We start from the raw sequence: 17514 nt of genomic DNA, 5'->3' as shown, positions 1-17514 counted from the left end.
AGGAAGAGATTATTAGAGAGTGTAAACCGTTTACAGGCATAGTCATTGTTTTGTTCAGACCTAATGAGAATCCTACTCAACCTTAGGAACAATCAGGTGTTGACCTTGGTCAATAGGCTTATCAACCTTGGTTGATGGATCTATTAGTCTTGGTTGACAGGCCTGTTAACCAAGGTCAACACTCAATAAGACTTACTGCTGAACTATAAAACAAGCCGGGCTAAAGCAAACAACCTCCTGTCTGTAATGAATTGACTGCTGCACCTTTTAAAGTATTATATACCTATCCGAAAATGTACAGGGTGTTCGATATCGGACACCTTTCATTTTTCTCTTTTACCTTGTTATCAGTTACTTACATTTTTGGCACGCATTTAGTATATATAAATAATGTGAATAAAATACCTGTTCATTTTTAAAAGTGGAGCAGGCTGAAACTGATAAAATAATAAATAACTCAATATTCAACATGGACAGAGAAATTCCGAAAGAAGTGCGTAATAAAGAACGCAATAAGAAAATTATCCGTTACGGCGGCATCGGCGTGGCAAGTATAATCGTTATCAGCGTACTCATCTCATTTATGCGTACGGGAGTGAAAACGAAAGATTTGGTGTTTTCTACAGTAGATAAGGGTACGATTGAAGTCAGTGTTAGTGCATCGGGAAAAGTGGTACCGGCTTTTGAGGAAATTATCAATTCACCTATCAATACCCGTATTGTAGAGATATATAAGAAAGGTGGAGATAGTGTAGATGTTGGTACACCGATTCTGAAACTTGACTTGCAGAGTGTAGAGACAGACTACAAGAAACTGCTGGACGAAGAACAGATGCGCAGTTACAAGTTGAACCAGCTCCAGGTGAACAATCAGACCAAACTGAATGATTTGGCAATGAAGATTAAGGTTTCGGCCATGCAGCTGAACCGTAAAAAAGTGGAATTGCGTAATGAGCAGTACCTCGATAGCTTGGGGTCGGGAACTACGGATAAAGTACGTCAGGCGGAACTCAGTTATAATGTGGCGCAGTTGGAATATGAGCAGCTGAAGCAGCAGTATGATAATGAAAAGGAAGTGCTTGCTGCCGAATATAAAGTTCAGGAATTGGATTTCAGTATATTCCGTAAGGGACTTGCTGAGATGAAACGTACGCTGGATGATGCACAGATTCGCTCACCGCGTAAAGCTATTCTTACTTATATAAATAATCAGATTGGTGCGCAGGTTTCTCAAGGTAGCCAGATTGCGGTGATTTCCGACCTCAGTCACTTTAAAGTAGAAGGTGAAATAGCAGATACATACGGTGACCGTGTAGCTGCAGGAGGTAAAGCGATTGTAAAGATAGGCAGTGAGAAACTGGAAGGTACGGTCAGCAGTGTGACACCGTTGTCGAAAAATGGAGTGATCTCTTTTACGGTACAGTTGAATGAAGATAATAACCGTCGTTTACGTTCGGGCTTGAAAACGGATGTCTATGTGATGAATGCAGTGAAAGAAGATGTGATGCGCATTGCCAATGCTTCTTATTATGTGGGACGTGGCGAGTATGAACTTTTCGTTCGTAACTCTGATAAAGAGATTGTGAAACGTAAGGTGCAGTTGGGCGACAGTAACTTTGAGTTTGTAGAAGTAGCCAGTGGCTTACAACCGGGCGACCAGGTAGTAGTGAGCGATATGAGCAACTATAAAAATAAGAATAAGTTGAAACTGAATTAGCTGCAAGCTACGAGTGACGAGTTCTGATAATATCCACTAAATCTGTATGAGATGATAACCTTATATCTGAAACAAGCCTGGGCTTTACTGAAGCAAAATCCGCTTTTCAGTAGCCTCTATATTTTAGGAACGGGATTAGCTATTGCTATGACTATGATCATGGCTGTGGTTTATTATGTTAAACTTGCCCCCGTTTATCCGGAAGTGAATCGTGCTAATACACTTTACCTTACGAGTGCACGTTTTCAGACGGGTGAAGAAGGTCATAAGAATAGTTATCAGTGGGCTGTATCCTATAAAGCATTGCAAGACTGGTTTTATCCGCAAAAGAATGCTGTTGCGGTGTCTGCCGCTCTTTTGAATGATATGACTGAGAATAGTTATATTCAGCCTGCCGATCTTAGTGGAGACTTTCGGGTAGGATTGAAGCAAACCGATCCTAACTTCTTTCGTATTTATTCTTTCTATTTTCTGGAGGGGCAGGCTTTTACGGAATCTGACCTTGAAAGTGGTATTCATACGGCAGTCATTACAGAGGATCTGGCACGTCGTTTATTCGGTACGGTCGAGAATGTGACAGGGCGTTCGTTTACCATGAATTATGTTAGTTATCGTGTTTGTGGTGTAGTGCGTAGCGGCAGTTATCTGACACCTAAATCTTATGCACAGGTTTATGTCCCCTATAGTGTATCGCCAGACTATCGTAAACCACAATATGGTATTGATTATTTGGGGGCTTTCAATGTTACTTTTTTAGTAAAAGATAGTGAACAGGCAGAAGCATTGTGGAATGATATTCAGGAGATTGTTCGTAAAGAGAACCTGATGCATCCCAATGATTGGACGGTGAACTTTTGGCAACAGCCTATTTCTCACACGCTTAGTGTTTTTCAGTCCTATGCAGCCGAAGAGTTGGATGTATGGGCTACTGTACGTTATTTTCTATTAATACTCCTTATCTTATTGCTGGTGCCTGCTCTTAATCTGAGTGGCATGATAGCAAGCCGTATGGAAAATCGGTTGTCGGAGATGGGAGTGCGGAAATCATTTGGAGCCGGACGGAATAAGTTGCTTTCACAAGTGATGTGGGAGAATCTCTTATTGACGTTATTGGGGGGCATACTTGGACTATTACTGGCGTGGCTGGCGCTTTACGTCTGTCGTGAATGGGTGTTTACTGTATTTGACCGTTGGCCTGACTCTGTGCCGGAAGGGGTGGATGTTCGAGTTTCCGGAGAAATGTTATTTGCTCCGACGGTGTTTGCTGCTGCATTACTATTGTGTGTTATACTGAATTTATTGTCAGCTCTGATACCTGCTTGGAGTTCGTTGAGAAAGCCAATCATATATTCATTGAACGAGAAAAGATAAAGACTATGCTGAAACTAATATTTAAGAATCTTTGGGCACGTCGGCGTCGCAACGGTTGGTTGCTGGCGGAGTTGATTTTAGTAAGTATCGTTACCTGGATTATTCTTGACCCTGTTATCGTGGTGACTCATGACCGTAGTATTCCTTTAGGGTATGATGCAGATCGGCTTTGTCTGATTTCTCTGAGTAAGTTGCAACCGCAAGCTCCGGGCTATAATGAAGAGGCGGAAGATTCTACCGTAATAATGAATACTTATTTCAATTTGGTGAATCTTGTCAGAAACTATCCTGAAGTGGAATCAGCTACACCTGTGATTGGTTTTTGCTATCCTAATTCGAGGGGCAATAGTAATACTCAGCTTGGTGTTGAAGGTGATTCTGTTGAAATATCTATTATGTCCATGTACTTTTTGCCTCATACACAGTTTTTCGAGACTTACGGCTTTCGCCCAGGTATAGGCATGACACCGGAACAGTTATCCGAATACAATTATACGAAGAATGACATTGTGTTTACAGAGAATACGGCCGAGCATTTTTTCAAGACAAAGGATGTAAGTGGCAGGCGTTGCTGGTCTAGGCGCGGTACTGATACGACTTATGTATCTATTATTGGTGTAGTGGGAACTTTTAGAGCATACAGTGAATGGCGTCCTGTTTCCCTACAATTTTGTCCCATGATATCCATTGATATGGAAGATATTGACGATAATGCCCGGATACTGCTTCGGATAAAGGAGGGCGTCAGTATGGAGCGTTTTCTGCATGATTTCAAGCCGTGGATGGTGAAAGAACTACGGGGAGGTAATCTTTTTGCACGCAGTGTTCTTTCATACGAAGATTTGATAGTTGAAGCTGAAGCGGATGGCGCTACATTCATATATCGTCGTAATCTGGCAATGGCGGCATTCTTCTTGATAAACTTATGCTTGGGGGTTATTGGTACCTTCTGGTTACAAACTCGTACGCGCCGCGAAGAGGTTGGAGTGATGCGTTCCTTTGGTGGTACGCCGGGATACATTCTGCGTATGTTGATGGGAGAAGGGGCTGTCCTGACTTTTGTGGCTGTGCTTGCCGGGTGTCTGCTATACCTGCAATATGCTTTGAAAGAAGGATTGGCAAATGGAGAAAATTGGCGGGCGAGTACTGAGGAGTATTGGGTGACGGATTTTACACAGCATTTCCTGGTTGTATCATTTATTGTATTCTTTATTATGTTGGTAGTAGTAGTGGTAGGTATTTATATTCCGGCACGGAGGATAAGCCGTATTCCGCCAACAGAAGCATTACGCGATGAATAAATAGTATGATTACCTGCATTCTCTTATGTGATAATCATTAAAAACGATGATACTATGATTAAACTTTATCTTAAACAAGCGTGGACCATGATAAAGCAGCATCGGCTCTTTACCGGAATCTACGTGGTGGGTACAGGACTTTCAATAGCCCTTGTCATGACATTGTTCATTATCTTTTACGTGAAGTTTGCACCCATATATCCTGAATATAACCGCAACCGGATGCTGACTGTGACAAAAATGAAGTCTTATCCTAAAGATAATAATAAGAGTTGGAACTGCTCTGCTGTTAGTTATGATGTAGTGAAGATGTTGCAAGATTTGCCACATCTGGAAACCATTGGTGCAACTGCAAGTAACTATCGTGAAAATTACGTAGAGGTTCCAGATAATAATGAACCGATTAGCGTAACCCCACTTTATACGGATGCCGGCTTCTGGAAGGTTTTCACTTTTCGATTTCTGCATGGAAAACCTTTCACGCAAGCGGATATCGATGCGAAACGCAGGGAAGTGGTTCTTCCGGTGAGCGTGGCGAGGAAACTGTTTGCTACAGATGATGTAGTGGGAAGACGCTTTAATATGGATGCACAGGAATATCGGGTTTGCGGAGTGGTGGAAGATGTTTCTGCCGCTACACCTTCTTCTGTGGGGGATATGTGGTTACCGATAACACTTAATTCCTGGGTTACTTCGGATGCTACCGGAAAATTGGTAGGTAATGTTGGTATATATATGACTGCTCCTGATACTGAGGATAAAGAAGCCTTAAAGGAAGAAGTACGTGAAGTTTTCAGAAAATTAAATCTTGCCTCCGATAAGTATATGAATGATTTAATGGGGCAGCCCGATGATTATTGGGCCAGTACATTCCGGTTCAACTCGTGCGCAGCTCCTGATTTGGCATCTGAGTTGAGAATGTATCTTTATATGCTGCTTGCTTTGCTTTTCATTCCTGCGATGAATCTGAGTGGCATGATGTCTTCACGTATGGACGAACGCCTTTCTGAGTTGGGAGTACGCAAAACTTATGGTGCTACTAATAGGAGGCTTATAGGACAGGTCTTATGGGAAAATCTCTTGCTAACCTGCATTGGTGGGTTACTGGGATTACTGATTTCTTATCTGATTGTGCTGACGGCAAGTGACTGGATACTTACTCTCTTTGACAGTTATACAGATGTGGAAAAAACTCCTTTCCTCTCATTCGAGATGCTTTTTAATCCGACGGTATTCTGTGCATCATTCGGACTTTGCGTGCTACTGAACCTTATATCTGCACTTATTCCTGCAATATGGGCATTGCGCCGAAACATTATTCAGTCGTTGAACTCTAAACGTTAAGATGCTATGATGAAGATAATAAGACACCAATTATGGAATCAGCGCCGGCAGAATGGTTGGATATTTGTGGAACTGGTGATCGTGAGCTTTTTTCTCTGGACAGTAATCGATCCCATTTATGTATTGACATCCAATCTTGCCATTGATCCCGGTTATAATGAGGAACGGGCGTATGCCCTTTATATGGAATACTATGATGAATTGCATGGTAAGTATGACAAAACCCAGGATAGCACTGCAATAAAACAGGAGAATCTGTATCGTATTACCCGCCTGGTGAAGAACTGTCCGGAAGTGGAAAGTTTTGCCTTGGTGAATGTTGCCAGTTTCCCAAACAGCTCTTCTTGGAATGGCGGAGAATATTTCAATGATACATTGAAGGTACATTCGCAATATTACCAGTTCGTACAGACGGAGGGAGGCGATGTATTCCGTACGTATGGTATGAAGGATGCCAAGAGCGGGCAGATAATGTCTTTACCCGAAGATTGTGCCGCCCGTGAAGGGGTGTTTATTACAGAACGTATGGCAGAAGAACTTTTTGGTACCACAGATGCGGTAGGTAAAAGGGTGAGGTATAATGACAGCACTTTCCATGAGGTCATGGGAGTATTGCAAGATTATAAACACCGGATTAATGAACAACCGGGTAATCTATTGGTACAGGTGAATGGTAAAGTAGAGAACCATAGTTGGATTCAGTGGGTGTATATGTTGACTTTCAAATTGAAACCCAATGTAGACGTCTCAACTTTTGAAAAACGCTTCAAGGCAGAAGTGGTTCCTCAGTTGAATGTAGGCAATTTCTATTTTACCAAATTGGGGCGTTTTGCCGATATCCGCCGTAAATATGAAAATGAGAGTGGGGTGACGAATACTTTACGCCTGCAATATTCATTGGCGGGATTTGCTTTACTCTGTGTGTTCCTCGGTATGGTAGGCACATTCTGGATACGCTGTAATGCACGGAGGCAAGATATCGGATTAATGCGAAGTATGGGAGCTACCAAGAAGGTTATCTGCAATCAGTTTCTGATGGAGGCATGGCTATTGGTAACCATAGCATTTGTAGTTTCTTTGCCTTTGACTATGCATCGTATCTATGTATCCGGTTTTGCCAATCCATCCGAGAATGGTAATCCTGTTTATTGGCAAAACCAGCCATTAACGCATTTTCTGATAGTCAGTGTACTTGCGTATATTGTATTGCTCGTTATTGCATTGCTGGGTACGTATGCGCCTGTTACCCGGACGGCAAAGATATTGCCGGCTGAAGCTTTAAGAGATGAGTAAAATAATGATGCGGACAGTTAAAAACGGACAGAGTGTTCATTTTCGGACACCTGTTTGGGAATGTAAATGATTGATAATGAGCATATCTTTGCTTTGGCATACCATTTGACTGAAAGCTGTGAAGAATATATAAATTGAGAACAGAATAAATTAATAACAATTAAATACTTACCATTATGATTAAATTGACTGAGATAAACAAGATTTATCGTACGAATGAGATTGAAACCGTGGCATTGGAAAATGTGAACCTTGAAGTTGGAAAGGGAGAATTCCTCAGTATCATGGGACCTTCCGGTTGTGGAAAATCTACATTGCTGAATATTATAGGGCTTTTGGATGCTCCTACGAGCGGTATAATTGAGATTGACGGTACTCGTACGGATGGTATGAAGGATAAGCAACTGGCTGCTTTCCGTAATAAGAAGCTGGGTTTTGTGTTTCAGTCTTTCCACTTGATTAACTCATTGAATGTGCTCGATAATGTAGAACTTCCTTTATTATATAGAAAGGTATCTGCAAAGGAACGCCGCCATTTGGCAGAAGAGGTGTTGGCAAAGGTTGGTTTGAGCCATCGTATGCGTCACATGCCTACACAGCTCTCCGGTGGTCAGTGTCAACGTGTAGCTATTGCCCGTGCTATTATTGGTAATCCTGAGATAATCCTTGCCGATGAGCCGACCGGTAACCTGGACTCTAAGATGGGTGCTGAGGTAATGGAGCTATTACATCAGTTGAATAAGGAAGATGGACGTACCATCGTAATGGTAACTCACAACGAGGAGCAGGCAAAGCAGACAAGCCGTACCGTGCGCTTCTTCGACGGACGCCAGGTAGAATAAGAATTGTAATTAGTAACTCGTAATTATTATGATGCAAACTATTCGTCAAGCCTTTACGATCCTGAGGCAAAATCCGTTGCTGAGCACTATATCCATACTGGGTACGGCTTTTGCCATCACCATGATTATGGCTATCGTGATTACCTGGCAGACGAAGTATGCTGACTTGGAGCCGGAAGTGAACCGCAGCCGCTGTCTGTATTTCTCTGCTATGCACATGCAGGGAAAAGAGAATAAGGATAGGAATAATTATAGTACTCCTTCGGCTGCGTTTATGAAAGAGTGTATACAGTCAATCCCGGAAGTGGAAGCTTGTACTGCATTTACAGCGGCAGATGTTGCACTGGTATCTTTAGCTGATGGTAACAACCGATTGAAAGTTGATGCAATGAATACTGATCCTGAATTCTGGAAAGTTTTCAGTATGCAGTTTCTTGGTGGAAGAGCTCTCACTGAAGCCGATCGGGGAGGAGATATGCGCTCTATCGTTATTTGTGCTTCTGTGGCCCGAAAACTTTTTGGAACAACAGAGGCTATTGGGCAGCAAATATTGCTGAATAGAGAACTGTCGCGTATCATCGGAGTTGTGAAGGATGTTTCTGTTACTGCCAAAGATGCTTATGCTCAAGTATGGGGGCTGTACCATACCGATGAATTGAAAGTAACCGGTTGGTGGAGCTATCTGGGTGGAAAAACGATTGCAGTATTGGCACGTACTCCTGATGATTTTCCTGCTATCAAGCAAGGAGTTGAGAAAAGAGTGAAAGATGTCAATGCCGGTCTGGAAGAAATGCAGATGGACATCATGGAGCAACCTGACAATATTGTGGCGCACGTGAACCATGTTTGGGCTAATGTAGGACCGGATTTGCCGATGCTTTATCTGCAATATGGAATTGCTCTTTTTATCATTCTGCTGGTACCTTCGCTCAATTTGTGTGGACTGAGCAATAGCCGTATGCAGCAACGCGTCAGTGAACTGGGTGTGCGCAAAGCTTTCGGAGCAACAGGTAGTACGCTTATCCGTCAGATATTAAATGAGAATCTGGTACTTACATTGATAGGAGGCATAGTAGGATTGGTATTCAGTTATCTTGCTGTTTACGTTATGCGTACATGGCTGTTTACTAATAGCCAGAATATCGGTACAGCAGGTGATTTCAGTTTAAGTATGGACGCTTTGTTCAGTCCGATGGTGTTTGTGTTGGCTTTTGTTTTCTGTCTGGTAATTAATCTGTTGAGTGCAGGATTACCCGCTTGGCTTGCCACACGCCGTACAATTGTAGACTCATTGAACGATAAATAAAAAGGAGACCTTATGAAATTTATATTACATAATTTACGCATGATTTGGTCGCGTTTTCGCAGTAACGGATGGGTACTGGCTGAACTGTTCCTGGTGTTTGTCGTGATGTGGTTCCTTTGTGACTCATTGGGCTGCCTTAAGTACACCTTTTACCGTCCTCTTGGTTACAATATTGATCATGTATATAGACTTACAACGATTATAGGTGGTGCTACAAGCGATACAACTTTGACAAATGCCGATAGATATCTGCGTGCATTGAAGAAACTGGAACAGGAACCCAGCGTTGAAGCAGCTGCCCTGTGTTACTGGAGTTTGCCGATGCACGGAAGCAACAGTTATAGTTCGCTGGCTGCACAAGATACTATAGGTGTGAATGCACGTGTCATTAACACCACTGGTGGGTACATTAACGTCTTCCGTATGAGTGATGATCCGCAACGTCCCTTTGTGAAAACTCCTTCGGGGTGGGATAATGTGATGCTGAGCCAGGCTGCTTTCGACCGTTTTCAGAAGAGGATGCCGACATTCTCGCTGGATACACCATTGAGTAAATACGGTGATTCCACGTCAGTCGTTACACAAGGTGGAAAGATTGAAGCTTTCAGAACTTATCGTTATGGAAGCGGTGCTCCCTGCTTTTTCTATCGTATGGATGAAAATCTGATCAAGACACATTTTACTGACGAGTGGGCACAGATCGTTTTCCGTGTGAAGCCTGCTGCTGATGGTCCGGATTATCGTACAAATTTCATTCGTGAGATTGCACCCAGACTGGATGTGGACGATTTATTTGTGGCTGATGCTGTACCTTATACCGAGCAGCAATTGCAATTTGAAGTTATGAACGGTGACACGGATAAAGTGAACAGCCAAGCTATTGTTGTGCTCTTCTTACTTGTGAATGTATTTTTGGGTCTGATAGGTACTTTCTGGTTCCGCACGCGCCGCCGTCGCAGTGAGATTGCCTTACGACTGGCAATGGGGAGTACAAAGAATCAAGTGTTCAGATTGCTGGCGGGCGAAGGATTACTGTTGCTGGCATTAGTAACACTCCCTGCTATGATTATCTGTTATAATATTGGTGTTGCTGAATTTACCATAGGACGAACGGAACTTATTTCTACTTGGCCGGTAGAGTGGGGTTTTGTACGCTTTCTGCTTGGTTCCTTGGGAGCTTGGTTTCTGATAGCACTTATGGTGATGGTTGGTATTTGGTTCCCAGCGCGGCAAGCGATGAAAATACAGCCGGCTGAAGCTTTACATGAAGAATAGAAAAGAGAAATAGTAAAAACAATTTTAAATAGCAAAACTTATGAAGACTTTATTTATAACTTTGAGTTTATTATTTGCCGCAGTAGCCGGCACCGTATATGCAGCTAATGAAAAGGACCCGCAGGTAAGCGAAGTTCGTAAGGTGGAAGCTTTTTCTTCTGTAAAGGTAACGTCTGTAGCGACGGTGTATTTCACGCAGAGTAATTCTTATTCTTTGAAAATAGAAGGTAGAGAAGAGTATGTAACCACTACTACTACAGAAGTGAAAGGAGATTGCCTAATTATTGGTTTCAAGAATAAGAAAGATGGTGATAATAATCGCAACAAAGGTGTGACTATTTATCTGAGCGCACCCGATCTGAAAGATGTAGAGTTTACTGGTGTAGGTTCTTTCAACTGTGAAGGTGCATTGAAGCTGAATGATGTCAAATTCGAGATCGAAGGCGTAGGTAAAGTGAATGTGAAAGACCTGACCTGTAAATCTCTCGTTGTAAAGATGGAAGGTGTGGGTAAAGCTGATATTCATGTGGATTGTGACCGTTTGCGTGCCAGCATGGAAGGTGTAGGTAGCGTTACTCTGAGCGGGCAGGCACGTCAGGCAGATATTTCTAAGGGGGGTATTGGTGGAGTGAATACACGTAATCTGAAGATTGGAGAATAATGATAAAGCAATATTTTACTCAGGCTTGGGCACAGCTTCGGCAACAGCCGCTGATAAGTGCTGTCAGCATAGCCGGTACCGCACTTGCCATTTTCCTCATTATGCTGGTGGTGATGATGCAGCAGGTAAAGGTGGCGCCTTTTGCTCCGGAGAGCAATCGTGATCGCTTTCTGCATGCCCACTTCATGAGTATAACGAATAAGAATTGGGGTGGTGGAAGCAGTAATGGGCCGATGGGTATCAAGACAGCACGTGAATGTTTTCAGTCGTTAAAGACACCCGAAGCAGTGACTATCTACACGTGTATGGTTGTTTCTACACCTGTTAATTTATCTGGACAACCAGCTGTGGGTATCGACTTGTTGCAGACGGATGATGTCTTCTGGCATGTATTTGACTTTTCTTTTACTGCAGGAAAGCCTTATGACAAAGCAACTTTCGATGCCGGATTACCCGTAGCAGTAATTACGGAGAGCGTAGCACGCCGACTGTTTCAAACAACAGATGCCGTGGGGCGTGAATTTCTGTTGAACCATGCACCCTATAAAGTGGAAGGTGTGGTAAAAGATGTTTCTACACTGGCTAGCGTTGCCTATGGACAGGTATGGGTGCCCTATACTTCAACGGAAATAACGAAGGACACTTGGAGTGATGATCATATGGGTATGATGAGCTGTACTATTCTGGCCCGGAGTCGTGATGACTTTGATGCCATTCGTGCAGAAGCAGAACGTCGCAGACAAGAGTACAATAGTATTATTGGTGAGGATGGCTATGAATTGATATACCGTAATCGCCCTTACGACCAGGAGAAAAGTTCCATCGCTTTCAGTGCCAATCAGGAGCCTGACTTGGATCAGCATCGCCGCCAGCGTATGATTATTTTCATAATCCTGCTAATCGTGCCTGCTATAAACCTGAGTAGTATGACGCAGAGCCGGCTCCGCCAACGTGTGGCAGAGATAGGTGTACGCCGTGCATTTGGCTCGACGAAGTTGGAATTGATGGGACAGATTATTGCAGAGAATCTGGTCGTGACACTGCTGGCCGGTGCATTGGGATTGCTGTTGAGCGTGGCGTTTGCTTACTTGGGCAACACACTGCTGTTTGCACAGGAATTCAGTCAGACGTTGAGTCCTCCCGCTGTGGATGCCAGCATATTACTACATGCATCGACTTTTGGTTGGGCATTGCTATTCTGCTTTGTGCTGAACTTATTGAGTAGCGGTTTTCCGGCATGGCGTGCTTCGAGAGTGGGAATTGTAAATGCATTGGGCGGTCGCCTGCACTAATCACTAAACATTAAAGAAAATGACCAAAAAACTTCTTGTACAGATAAAGAATGAATGGCTCAGTAACCTCTGGCTGGCGTTAGAGTTGCTTGTGGTGAGCGTAGTGATGTGGTATGTGGTGGATTACTTATATACTCGTGCTGCTACCTATCTGGAACCACGCGGATTCAACATAGAGCACTGTTACCTGATAGAGTTGGGCGAACTGACGCCAAAGAGTCCGGATTACATTGCTGACCGGAAATCAGAGGAAACTCATGACGACATCGCTGAGTTACTGGAACGTCTGCATCGTCGTCCGGAAGTGGAAGCTGTCAGTCTTTCACAGAACTCCTATCCTTATAACGGAAGTAATAGCAGTGGTGAGGTGAAGTATGATACGCTAAACTCTCCCGGATGGACTATTCGCCGGATGGTGACTCCGGACTTTGTTCGTGTCTTCCGTTATCAGGGTGCGCAGGGTGAGACACCTGAACAAATGGCTGAAATGCTGGAGCGTGGTGAGATTCTTACTTCTAACAACCTTTATAGTAAATACAATCGTAAGATGACTGAATTTATAGGTCAACGCTTTCAGCTTTTTGGTGATACGACAAAGACCTATCGCTTGGGGGCTGCATTGCAAAACGTGCGTTATCATGACTATGATCAGGCTCGTAATTCGTACTGTTTTTTATGTAAGCAGTCGTTCTACTATGTAGGTTTGGAACTTTGTGTTCGTGTTCGTGAGGGGCAGGACCATGACTTCATTCAACGTTTGAAAGCAGACAGTGAATCTCAGTTTCGGATAGGTAATATCTTTATTTCAGAAATTCGCTCTTTCCATGATATACGTCGTAACTTCCAGCAGGCATGGACCAATGATATCCGCAACTATGTAATGGGTATGGGATTCTTACTTTTGAATATCTTCCTCGGATTGCTTGGTACATTCTGGTTCCGTACTCAGCAACGTCGTTCAGAAATTGCATTGCACAAAGCACATGGAGCGACAGACCGTGCCATCTTTAATCGCTTGCTGAGTGAAGGATTGTTATTGCTGGCTGTTGTCACGCCGATAGCGTTGGTTATCGACTGGAATCTGGCACACATGGAACTGAATTCATGGAGAAATAATACTACGCTGGAGTGGGACCGATTATTACTTTGTGCAGCTATCAGCTTTGTCTTGATAGCAATGATGATTGTCATCGGTATTGGTATTCCGGCACGTAAGGCAATGAAAGTACAACCGGCTGAGGCTTTACATGACGATTAAACAACTTTAAAATATGATACGACTCTACTTCCTTCAAGCTCTCTACCACTTACGCGAGAACCCTATTATTACTTGGGTGTCTGTGTTAGGTACGGCAATGGCTATCTGTATGATTATGGTGCTTGTCATCACTTTCCAGGTGCGCCTCGTAGATTGTGAGCCTGAAGTGAATCGCTCACGTACGCTCTACGTACCTTATATGTCCGTCAAGCAGAAAGGGAAACCGGACAATGAATCGGCTAATTCTTCTATGTCTGTGCGTACTGGACGTGAGTGTTTCCGTGCGTTAACAACGCCTGAAGCTGTCACTCTGGTCAGCGGTGCTGATAAAGTGCGTGCCTCTGTGCCTGCCGGACCGAAAGCTACTGCAGATATGGTACAAACCGACGAAGCTTTCTGGACCGTTTTTAGTTTCCATTTTCTCAGTGGTGCAGGATTTACCCGTGCTGATTGTGATGCCGGATTGCCGCGTGCTGTGTTGAGTGCCAGTATTGCCCGCCAACTCTTTGGTACTATCGATGTTGTTGGACATACGGTACAATTAAACTATGTGGATTTTACTGTTGCAGGTGTTGTAGCAGATGTATCTATGCTTGCTACGGCCGCTTATGCACAAATATGGGTACCTTACACTGCTGCAGATGCGGAAGTCCTTTCCTGGCGGGATGGCACGATGGGGCCTATGCATGCGGTTATCCTTGCCCACTCATCGGCGGACTTTGATGCGATCCGAAAGGAAACAGAACTCTTACGCCAAAAGTATAATGACGGATTACGGGATGTAGAAGTTTTCTATCGCGGACAACCCGATACACAATTGGCTTATCTCTATCGCCGTTGGTACGCTGAACCTGATGTTTCCGGTGTAATGTTGCGTTACGGTATCGTTATCGCCATCTTATTATTGGTCCCGGCGGTGAATTTGTCCGGTATGACCCTTTCACGTATGCGTCGCCGTATGGCGGAAATAGGTGTGCGTAAGGCGTTTGGTGCTACTGGCAGTGAATTGATGCGACAAGTTTTTTTTGAGAATTTTGTATTGACGTTGATGGCCGGTGTTGTCGGATTAGCATTGAGTTATGCAGCTACATTCCTATTGAACGATTTTCTCTTTAGCAATTCGATGAATGCCTACCTCAGTGGAGAGACAGCGTTGACTCCCGGTATGTTATTATCACCGTGGGCTTTTATAGCAGCTTTCGCATTCTGCCTCCTGATGAATGTACTTTCTGCAGGTATTCCTGCATGGCGTGCGTCACAGATGAATATTACTGATGCAATAAACCAAAGATAGCTATGAAGAATCTACTTACACAAATTAAAAATGAATGGCGAAGTAATCTCTTTCTGCTCGTGGAGTTACTGCTGGTTTTTGCTGTACTTTGGTACATTGTAGACTGGGTTACTGTCACTGCACGTGTTTATCGTGCCCCGATGGGCTTTGATACGGAACATTGCTATAATCTGTCTTTCAGTACCTTGACATCCAAGTCGGCGCTTTATAATCCGGAACTCACAGTTGAGGATAATATAGATGCTTTGCTTGAGATAACCGAACGTTTACGGCATCGTCCGGGTGTGGAGGCTGTCTCCATTTCACAGAACTGCTACCCTTATAATGAGGGAAGTAACAGCGCTCAGTTTTATTTGCAGGATAGTATTCATGTGGGTGCTTATCTGGTTTGGTCTGATCCGGATTTCTATCGTGTTTTCCGTTATCAGGCAGTTGATGGAGGCTCTTCCGAACAACTGGCTGCTGCTATTTCCGACCAAACCATGATTATCACGTCCAATGTCACTGAGGATTATCCGGTACTTGATTTACCCGATGCACGTCCGCTATTGAATCGTGAAGTGGCTTTGACTTATCCCGATCGTGGGTATCATCGTCGTATTGCTGCCATAGCCGTTCCTGTACGCCGTTCTCATTTTGAAACATCGCACGAATGGGGTGGGGCGTTTATCGGGCATAATCTGAACAGAGATGAGTTGATTAATGAACTGGGAAACGTGCGTTATGTCCAGGTGAGTCTTCGTGTCTCTCTTGATGCAGACAACGATTTTGTAGATGCACTTATGGCAGATGCCGACCGCTTATATCGGGTAGGAAATGTCTTTCTGCTGGAGGCATCTTCTTTCAACGATATTCGTCACATCAGCGAACTTGAAGATGTAAACGAAGTGAAAACACAGCTTTGTATCCTTTTCTTCCTGATGCTGAATATTTTCTTGGGAGTGATTGGTACATTCTGGTTCCGTACGCAGCATCGTCGCCGTGAAGTGGCGTTGCGTATGGCAATGGGATCCAGTCGTCGCGGTATCTTTCTGCGTCTGATGGGAGAAGGCATATTACTCTTGACGGTAGCTGCCATCCCTGCTTTGATTATTGCTTTTAATGTGGGGCTTGCCGAGTTGGTGGATATCAGTAAAATGCAATTTACGGTCGACCGGTTCCTGATTGCCGCAGTACTTACGTGGTTGCTTATGGCGTTGATGATTGTTGTCGGCATTTGGTATCCGGCCTATAAAGCCATGCAGTTACAACCCGCTGAGGCACTTCATGATGAATAGTGTTGTTCTTATAAAAAGAGATACTTATGATAATCAGACAAGCATTTACACTTTTACGGCAGAATCCATTCTTTAGTGTCGTTTCCATTGTCGGTACGGCGGTGAGTATTGCTTTTGCCATGGTGGTTTATATGGTCTATGACATTCAGACTGCCAATATTCGTCCCGAATCGCATCGTGATCGGATGGTTTATTCTTCTTATGGCTATAGTTATCGTAAGGCAGATCATAGTAATGCGAACACGGGTATGTCTTATCAGGCTGCCAGCCGTATTTTTGAAAATTTGCCTGGTGCGGAACTTGTTACTTATACCAGTTATATCACTATGGAGTATTGTGGTGTTTCACCGGAGCAAGGTAGTCGCCGCCAGAAACGTCGTGTTGACCTGAACTTCTGGCGCCTTTATGATATTCGTTTCGTGGCTGGTCGTTCGTTCGATCAACAAGAGTTTGATGCTTGTGCAGATGTTGTAGTCATTGCCGAGCGGTTGGCACGCGAAGCTTTCGGTTCGGCTGAAGAAGCTATTGGCAAAAGTTATTTTGTTGATTTTCGTCCCAAACGTGTAGTAGGGGTTACGGAAGATGTAAGTTCTCTTTTCACCTTTGCTTATGGCGAAGTGTGGGTGCCTTACTATACTAAAGACCCTGCTTGGGGGAGTGAAGGGTTACGTGGTGGTTTTGAAGCGATGGTGTTGTGTAAACCAGATGTCAGTCCCAATGAAATGAAACAACAGATAGAGAGTTCGCTGGATAGTCTGAATGCATCACTTACCGAATATGAATTGGTACTTCCCGATCTGAGCACCTATGCTGAGCGCCAGTTCTTCCGTGATGATTTCCTTAACCCTATGGCTACCTGTATCATTTTGGGGCTTATCCTACTCATTGTGCCTGCAATCAATGTTAGTGGACTTATCTCCTCTCAGATGTCCCGTCGTCTGTCGGAACTTGCGGTACGTAAAGCTTATGGTGCAAGTCGTCTGACCTTGATGGCACAGTTGTTAATTGAGAACTTGCTGATGGCATTTATTGGTGCATTGCTGGGATTTCTGCTTTCATGCCTGCTGTTATGGTTAGGGAAAGATTGGATGCTCGCAGGTGGATATACCGATGCGAACTTCGAGGTAAGTATCTGGCTTTTCCTACGACCCACCGTATTTCTGACGGTATTGGGCGTATGCCTGCTTTTTAATTTGCTGTCCGTATTTATTCCAGCATGGAATGCCACTCGTCGCCCGATAGCAGAAGTTATCAGTGGAGAATAATTGTTTAAAAACTAAAGA

Annotated in this window: 14 protein-coding genes; all 14 read left to right on the top strand. The window is 43.8% G+C overall.

Annotated elements, in window-relative coordinates:
- The first annotated feature begins 469 nt into the window (after nucleotides 1-469).
- The 14 genes from DWW10_RS23580 (at nucleotide 470) to DWW10_RS23515 (ending at nucleotide 17496) form a co-directional block, all read left to right on the top strand.
- Nucleotides 470-1717 (top strand): efflux RND transporter periplasmic adaptor subunit, encoded by a 1248-nt coding sequence (locus DWW10_RS23580; protein WP_022393650.1) that lies wholly within the window; start codon nucleotides 470-472, stop codon nucleotides 1715-1717.
- 51 nt (nucleotides 1718-1768) lie between these two features.
- Nucleotides 1769-3088: an ABC transporter permease gene (locus DWW10_RS23575; protein WP_022393649.1), complete on the top strand. Its 1320-nt coding sequence runs from the start codon at nucleotides 1769-1771 to the stop codon at nucleotides 3086-3088.
- 5 nt (nucleotides 3089-3093) lie between these two features.
- Nucleotides 3094-4389 (top strand): ABC transporter permease, encoded by a 1296-nt coding sequence (locus DWW10_RS23570; protein WP_022393648.1) that lies wholly within the window; start codon nucleotides 3094-3096, stop codon nucleotides 4387-4389.
- 54 nt (nucleotides 4390-4443) lie between these two features.
- Nucleotides 4444-5733: an ABC transporter permease gene (locus DWW10_RS23565; protein ID WP_022393647.1), complete on the top strand. Its 1290-nt coding sequence runs from the start codon at nucleotides 4444-4446 to the stop codon at nucleotides 5731-5733.
- Nucleotides 5734-5739: 6 nt separating this feature from the next.
- A complete protein-coding gene (locus DWW10_RS23560) occupies nucleotides 5740-7026 on the top strand; it encodes an ABC transporter permease (protein ID WP_022393646.1) in 1287 nt (428 codons plus the stop codon).
- Nucleotides 7027-7202: 176 nt separating this feature from the next.
- Complete coding sequence (locus tag DWW10_RS23555) at nucleotides 7203-7868, top strand: ABC transporter ATP-binding protein (protein ID WP_022393645.1); 666 nt, start codon at nucleotides 7203-7205, stop codon at nucleotides 7866-7868.
- Between the two features lie 31 nt (nucleotides 7869-7899).
- A complete protein-coding gene (locus DWW10_RS23550) occupies nucleotides 7900-9174 on the top strand; it encodes an ABC transporter permease (RefSeq protein ID WP_118422295.1) in 1275 nt (424 codons plus the stop codon).
- Between the two features lie 12 nt (nucleotides 9175-9186).
- Nucleotides 9187-10449: an FtsX-like permease family protein gene (locus DWW10_RS23545; protein ID WP_022393643.1), complete on the top strand. Its 1263-nt coding sequence runs from the start codon at nucleotides 9187-9189 to the stop codon at nucleotides 10447-10449.
- 40 nt (nucleotides 10450-10489) lie between these two features.
- Nucleotides 10490-11110 carry a GIN domain-containing protein gene (locus DWW10_RS23540; protein WP_022393642.1) on the top strand — a complete coding sequence of 207 codons (621 nt, stop codon included), beginning with the start codon at nucleotides 10490-10492 and terminating at the stop codon, nucleotides 11108-11110.
- On the top strand, nucleotides 11110-12402 hold the full coding sequence (locus DWW10_RS23535) for an ABC transporter permease (RefSeq protein ID WP_022393641.1): 1293 nt from the start codon (nucleotides 11110-11112) through the stop codon (nucleotides 12400-12402). Before DWW10_RS23540 ends, DWW10_RS23535 begins: the two co-directional genes overlap by 1 nt.
- Before the next feature lie 19 nt (nucleotides 12403-12421).
- A complete protein-coding gene (locus DWW10_RS23530; RefSeq protein ID WP_022393640.1) occupies nucleotides 12422-13660 on the top strand; it encodes an ABC transporter permease in 1239 nt (412 codons plus the stop codon).
- Nucleotides 13661-13673: 13 nt separating this feature from the next.
- Nucleotides 13674-14954: an ABC transporter permease gene (locus DWW10_RS23525; protein ID WP_022393639.1), complete on the top strand. Its 1281-nt coding sequence runs from the start codon at nucleotides 13674-13676 to the stop codon at nucleotides 14952-14954.
- 2 nt (nucleotides 14955-14956) lie between these two features.
- Nucleotides 14957-16231 carry an ABC transporter permease gene (locus DWW10_RS23520; RefSeq protein ID WP_022393638.1) on the top strand — a complete coding sequence of 425 codons (1275 nt, stop codon included), beginning with the start codon at nucleotides 14957-14959 and terminating at the stop codon, nucleotides 16229-16231.
- A 26-nt stretch (nucleotides 16232-16257) separates the two neighbouring features.
- Nucleotides 16258-17496, top strand: a complete 1239-nt coding sequence (locus DWW10_RS23515; RefSeq protein WP_022393637.1) for an ABC transporter permease — start codon at nucleotides 16258-16260, stop codon at nucleotides 17494-17496.
- Nucleotides 17497-17514: the final 18 nt, after the last annotated feature.

The organism is Bacteroides intestinalis (assembly GCF_003464595.1).
Classification (GTDB): domain Bacteria; phylum Bacteroidota; class Bacteroidia; order Bacteroidales; family Bacteroidaceae; genus Bacteroides; species Bacteroides intestinalis_A.
Note: the sequence above shows the minus strand (reverse complement) of the source record. Positions and strands in the feature narration are given on the sequence as shown.

Coding starts and splice junctions, on each gene's coding strand:
- DWW10_RS23525 (WP_022393639.1), top strand. CDS start 13,674: ATGATACGACTCTACTTCCTTCAAGCTCTCTACCACTTACGCGAGAAC.
- DWW10_RS23560 (WP_022393646.1), top strand. CDS start 5,740: ATGATGAAGATAATAAGACACCAATTATGGAATCAGCGCCGGCAGAAT.
- DWW10_RS23540 (WP_022393642.1), top strand. CDS start 10,490: ATGAAGACTTTATTTATAACTTTGAGTTTATTATTTGCCGCAGTAGCC.
- DWW10_RS23570 (WP_022393648.1), top strand. CDS start 3,094: ATGCTGAAACTAATATTTAAGAATCTTTGGGCACGTCGGCGTCGCAAC.
- DWW10_RS23575 (WP_022393649.1), top strand. CDS start 1,769: ATGATAACCTTATATCTGAAACAAGCCTGGGCTTTACTGAAGCAAAAT.
- DWW10_RS23530 (WP_022393640.1), top strand. CDS start 12,422: ATGACCAAAAAACTTCTTGTACAGATAAAGAATGAATGGCTCAGTAAC.
- DWW10_RS23545 (WP_022393643.1), top strand. CDS start 9,187: ATGAAATTTATATTACATAATTTACGCATGATTTGGTCGCGTTTTCGC.
- DWW10_RS23580 (WP_022393650.1), top strand. CDS start 470: ATGGACAGAGAAATTCCGAAAGAAGTGCGTAATAAAGAACGCAATAAG.
- DWW10_RS23515 (WP_022393637.1), top strand. CDS start 16,258: ATGATAATCAGACAAGCATTTACACTTTTACGGCAGAATCCATTCTTT.
- DWW10_RS23565 (WP_022393647.1), top strand. CDS start 4,444: ATGATTAAACTTTATCTTAAACAAGCGTGGACCATGATAAAGCAGCAT.
- DWW10_RS23555 (WP_022393645.1), top strand. CDS start 7,203: ATGATTAAATTGACTGAGATAAACAAGATTTATCGTACGAATGAGATT.
- DWW10_RS23520 (WP_022393638.1), top strand. CDS start 14,957: ATGAAGAATCTACTTACACAAATTAAAAATGAATGGCGAAGTAATCTC.
- DWW10_RS23535 (WP_022393641.1), top strand. CDS start 11,110: ATGATAAAGCAATATTTTACTCAGGCTTGGGCACAGCTTCGGCAACAG.
- DWW10_RS23550 (WP_118422295.1), top strand. CDS start 7,900: ATGCAAACTATTCGTCAAGCCTTTACGATCCTGAGGCAAAATCCGTTG.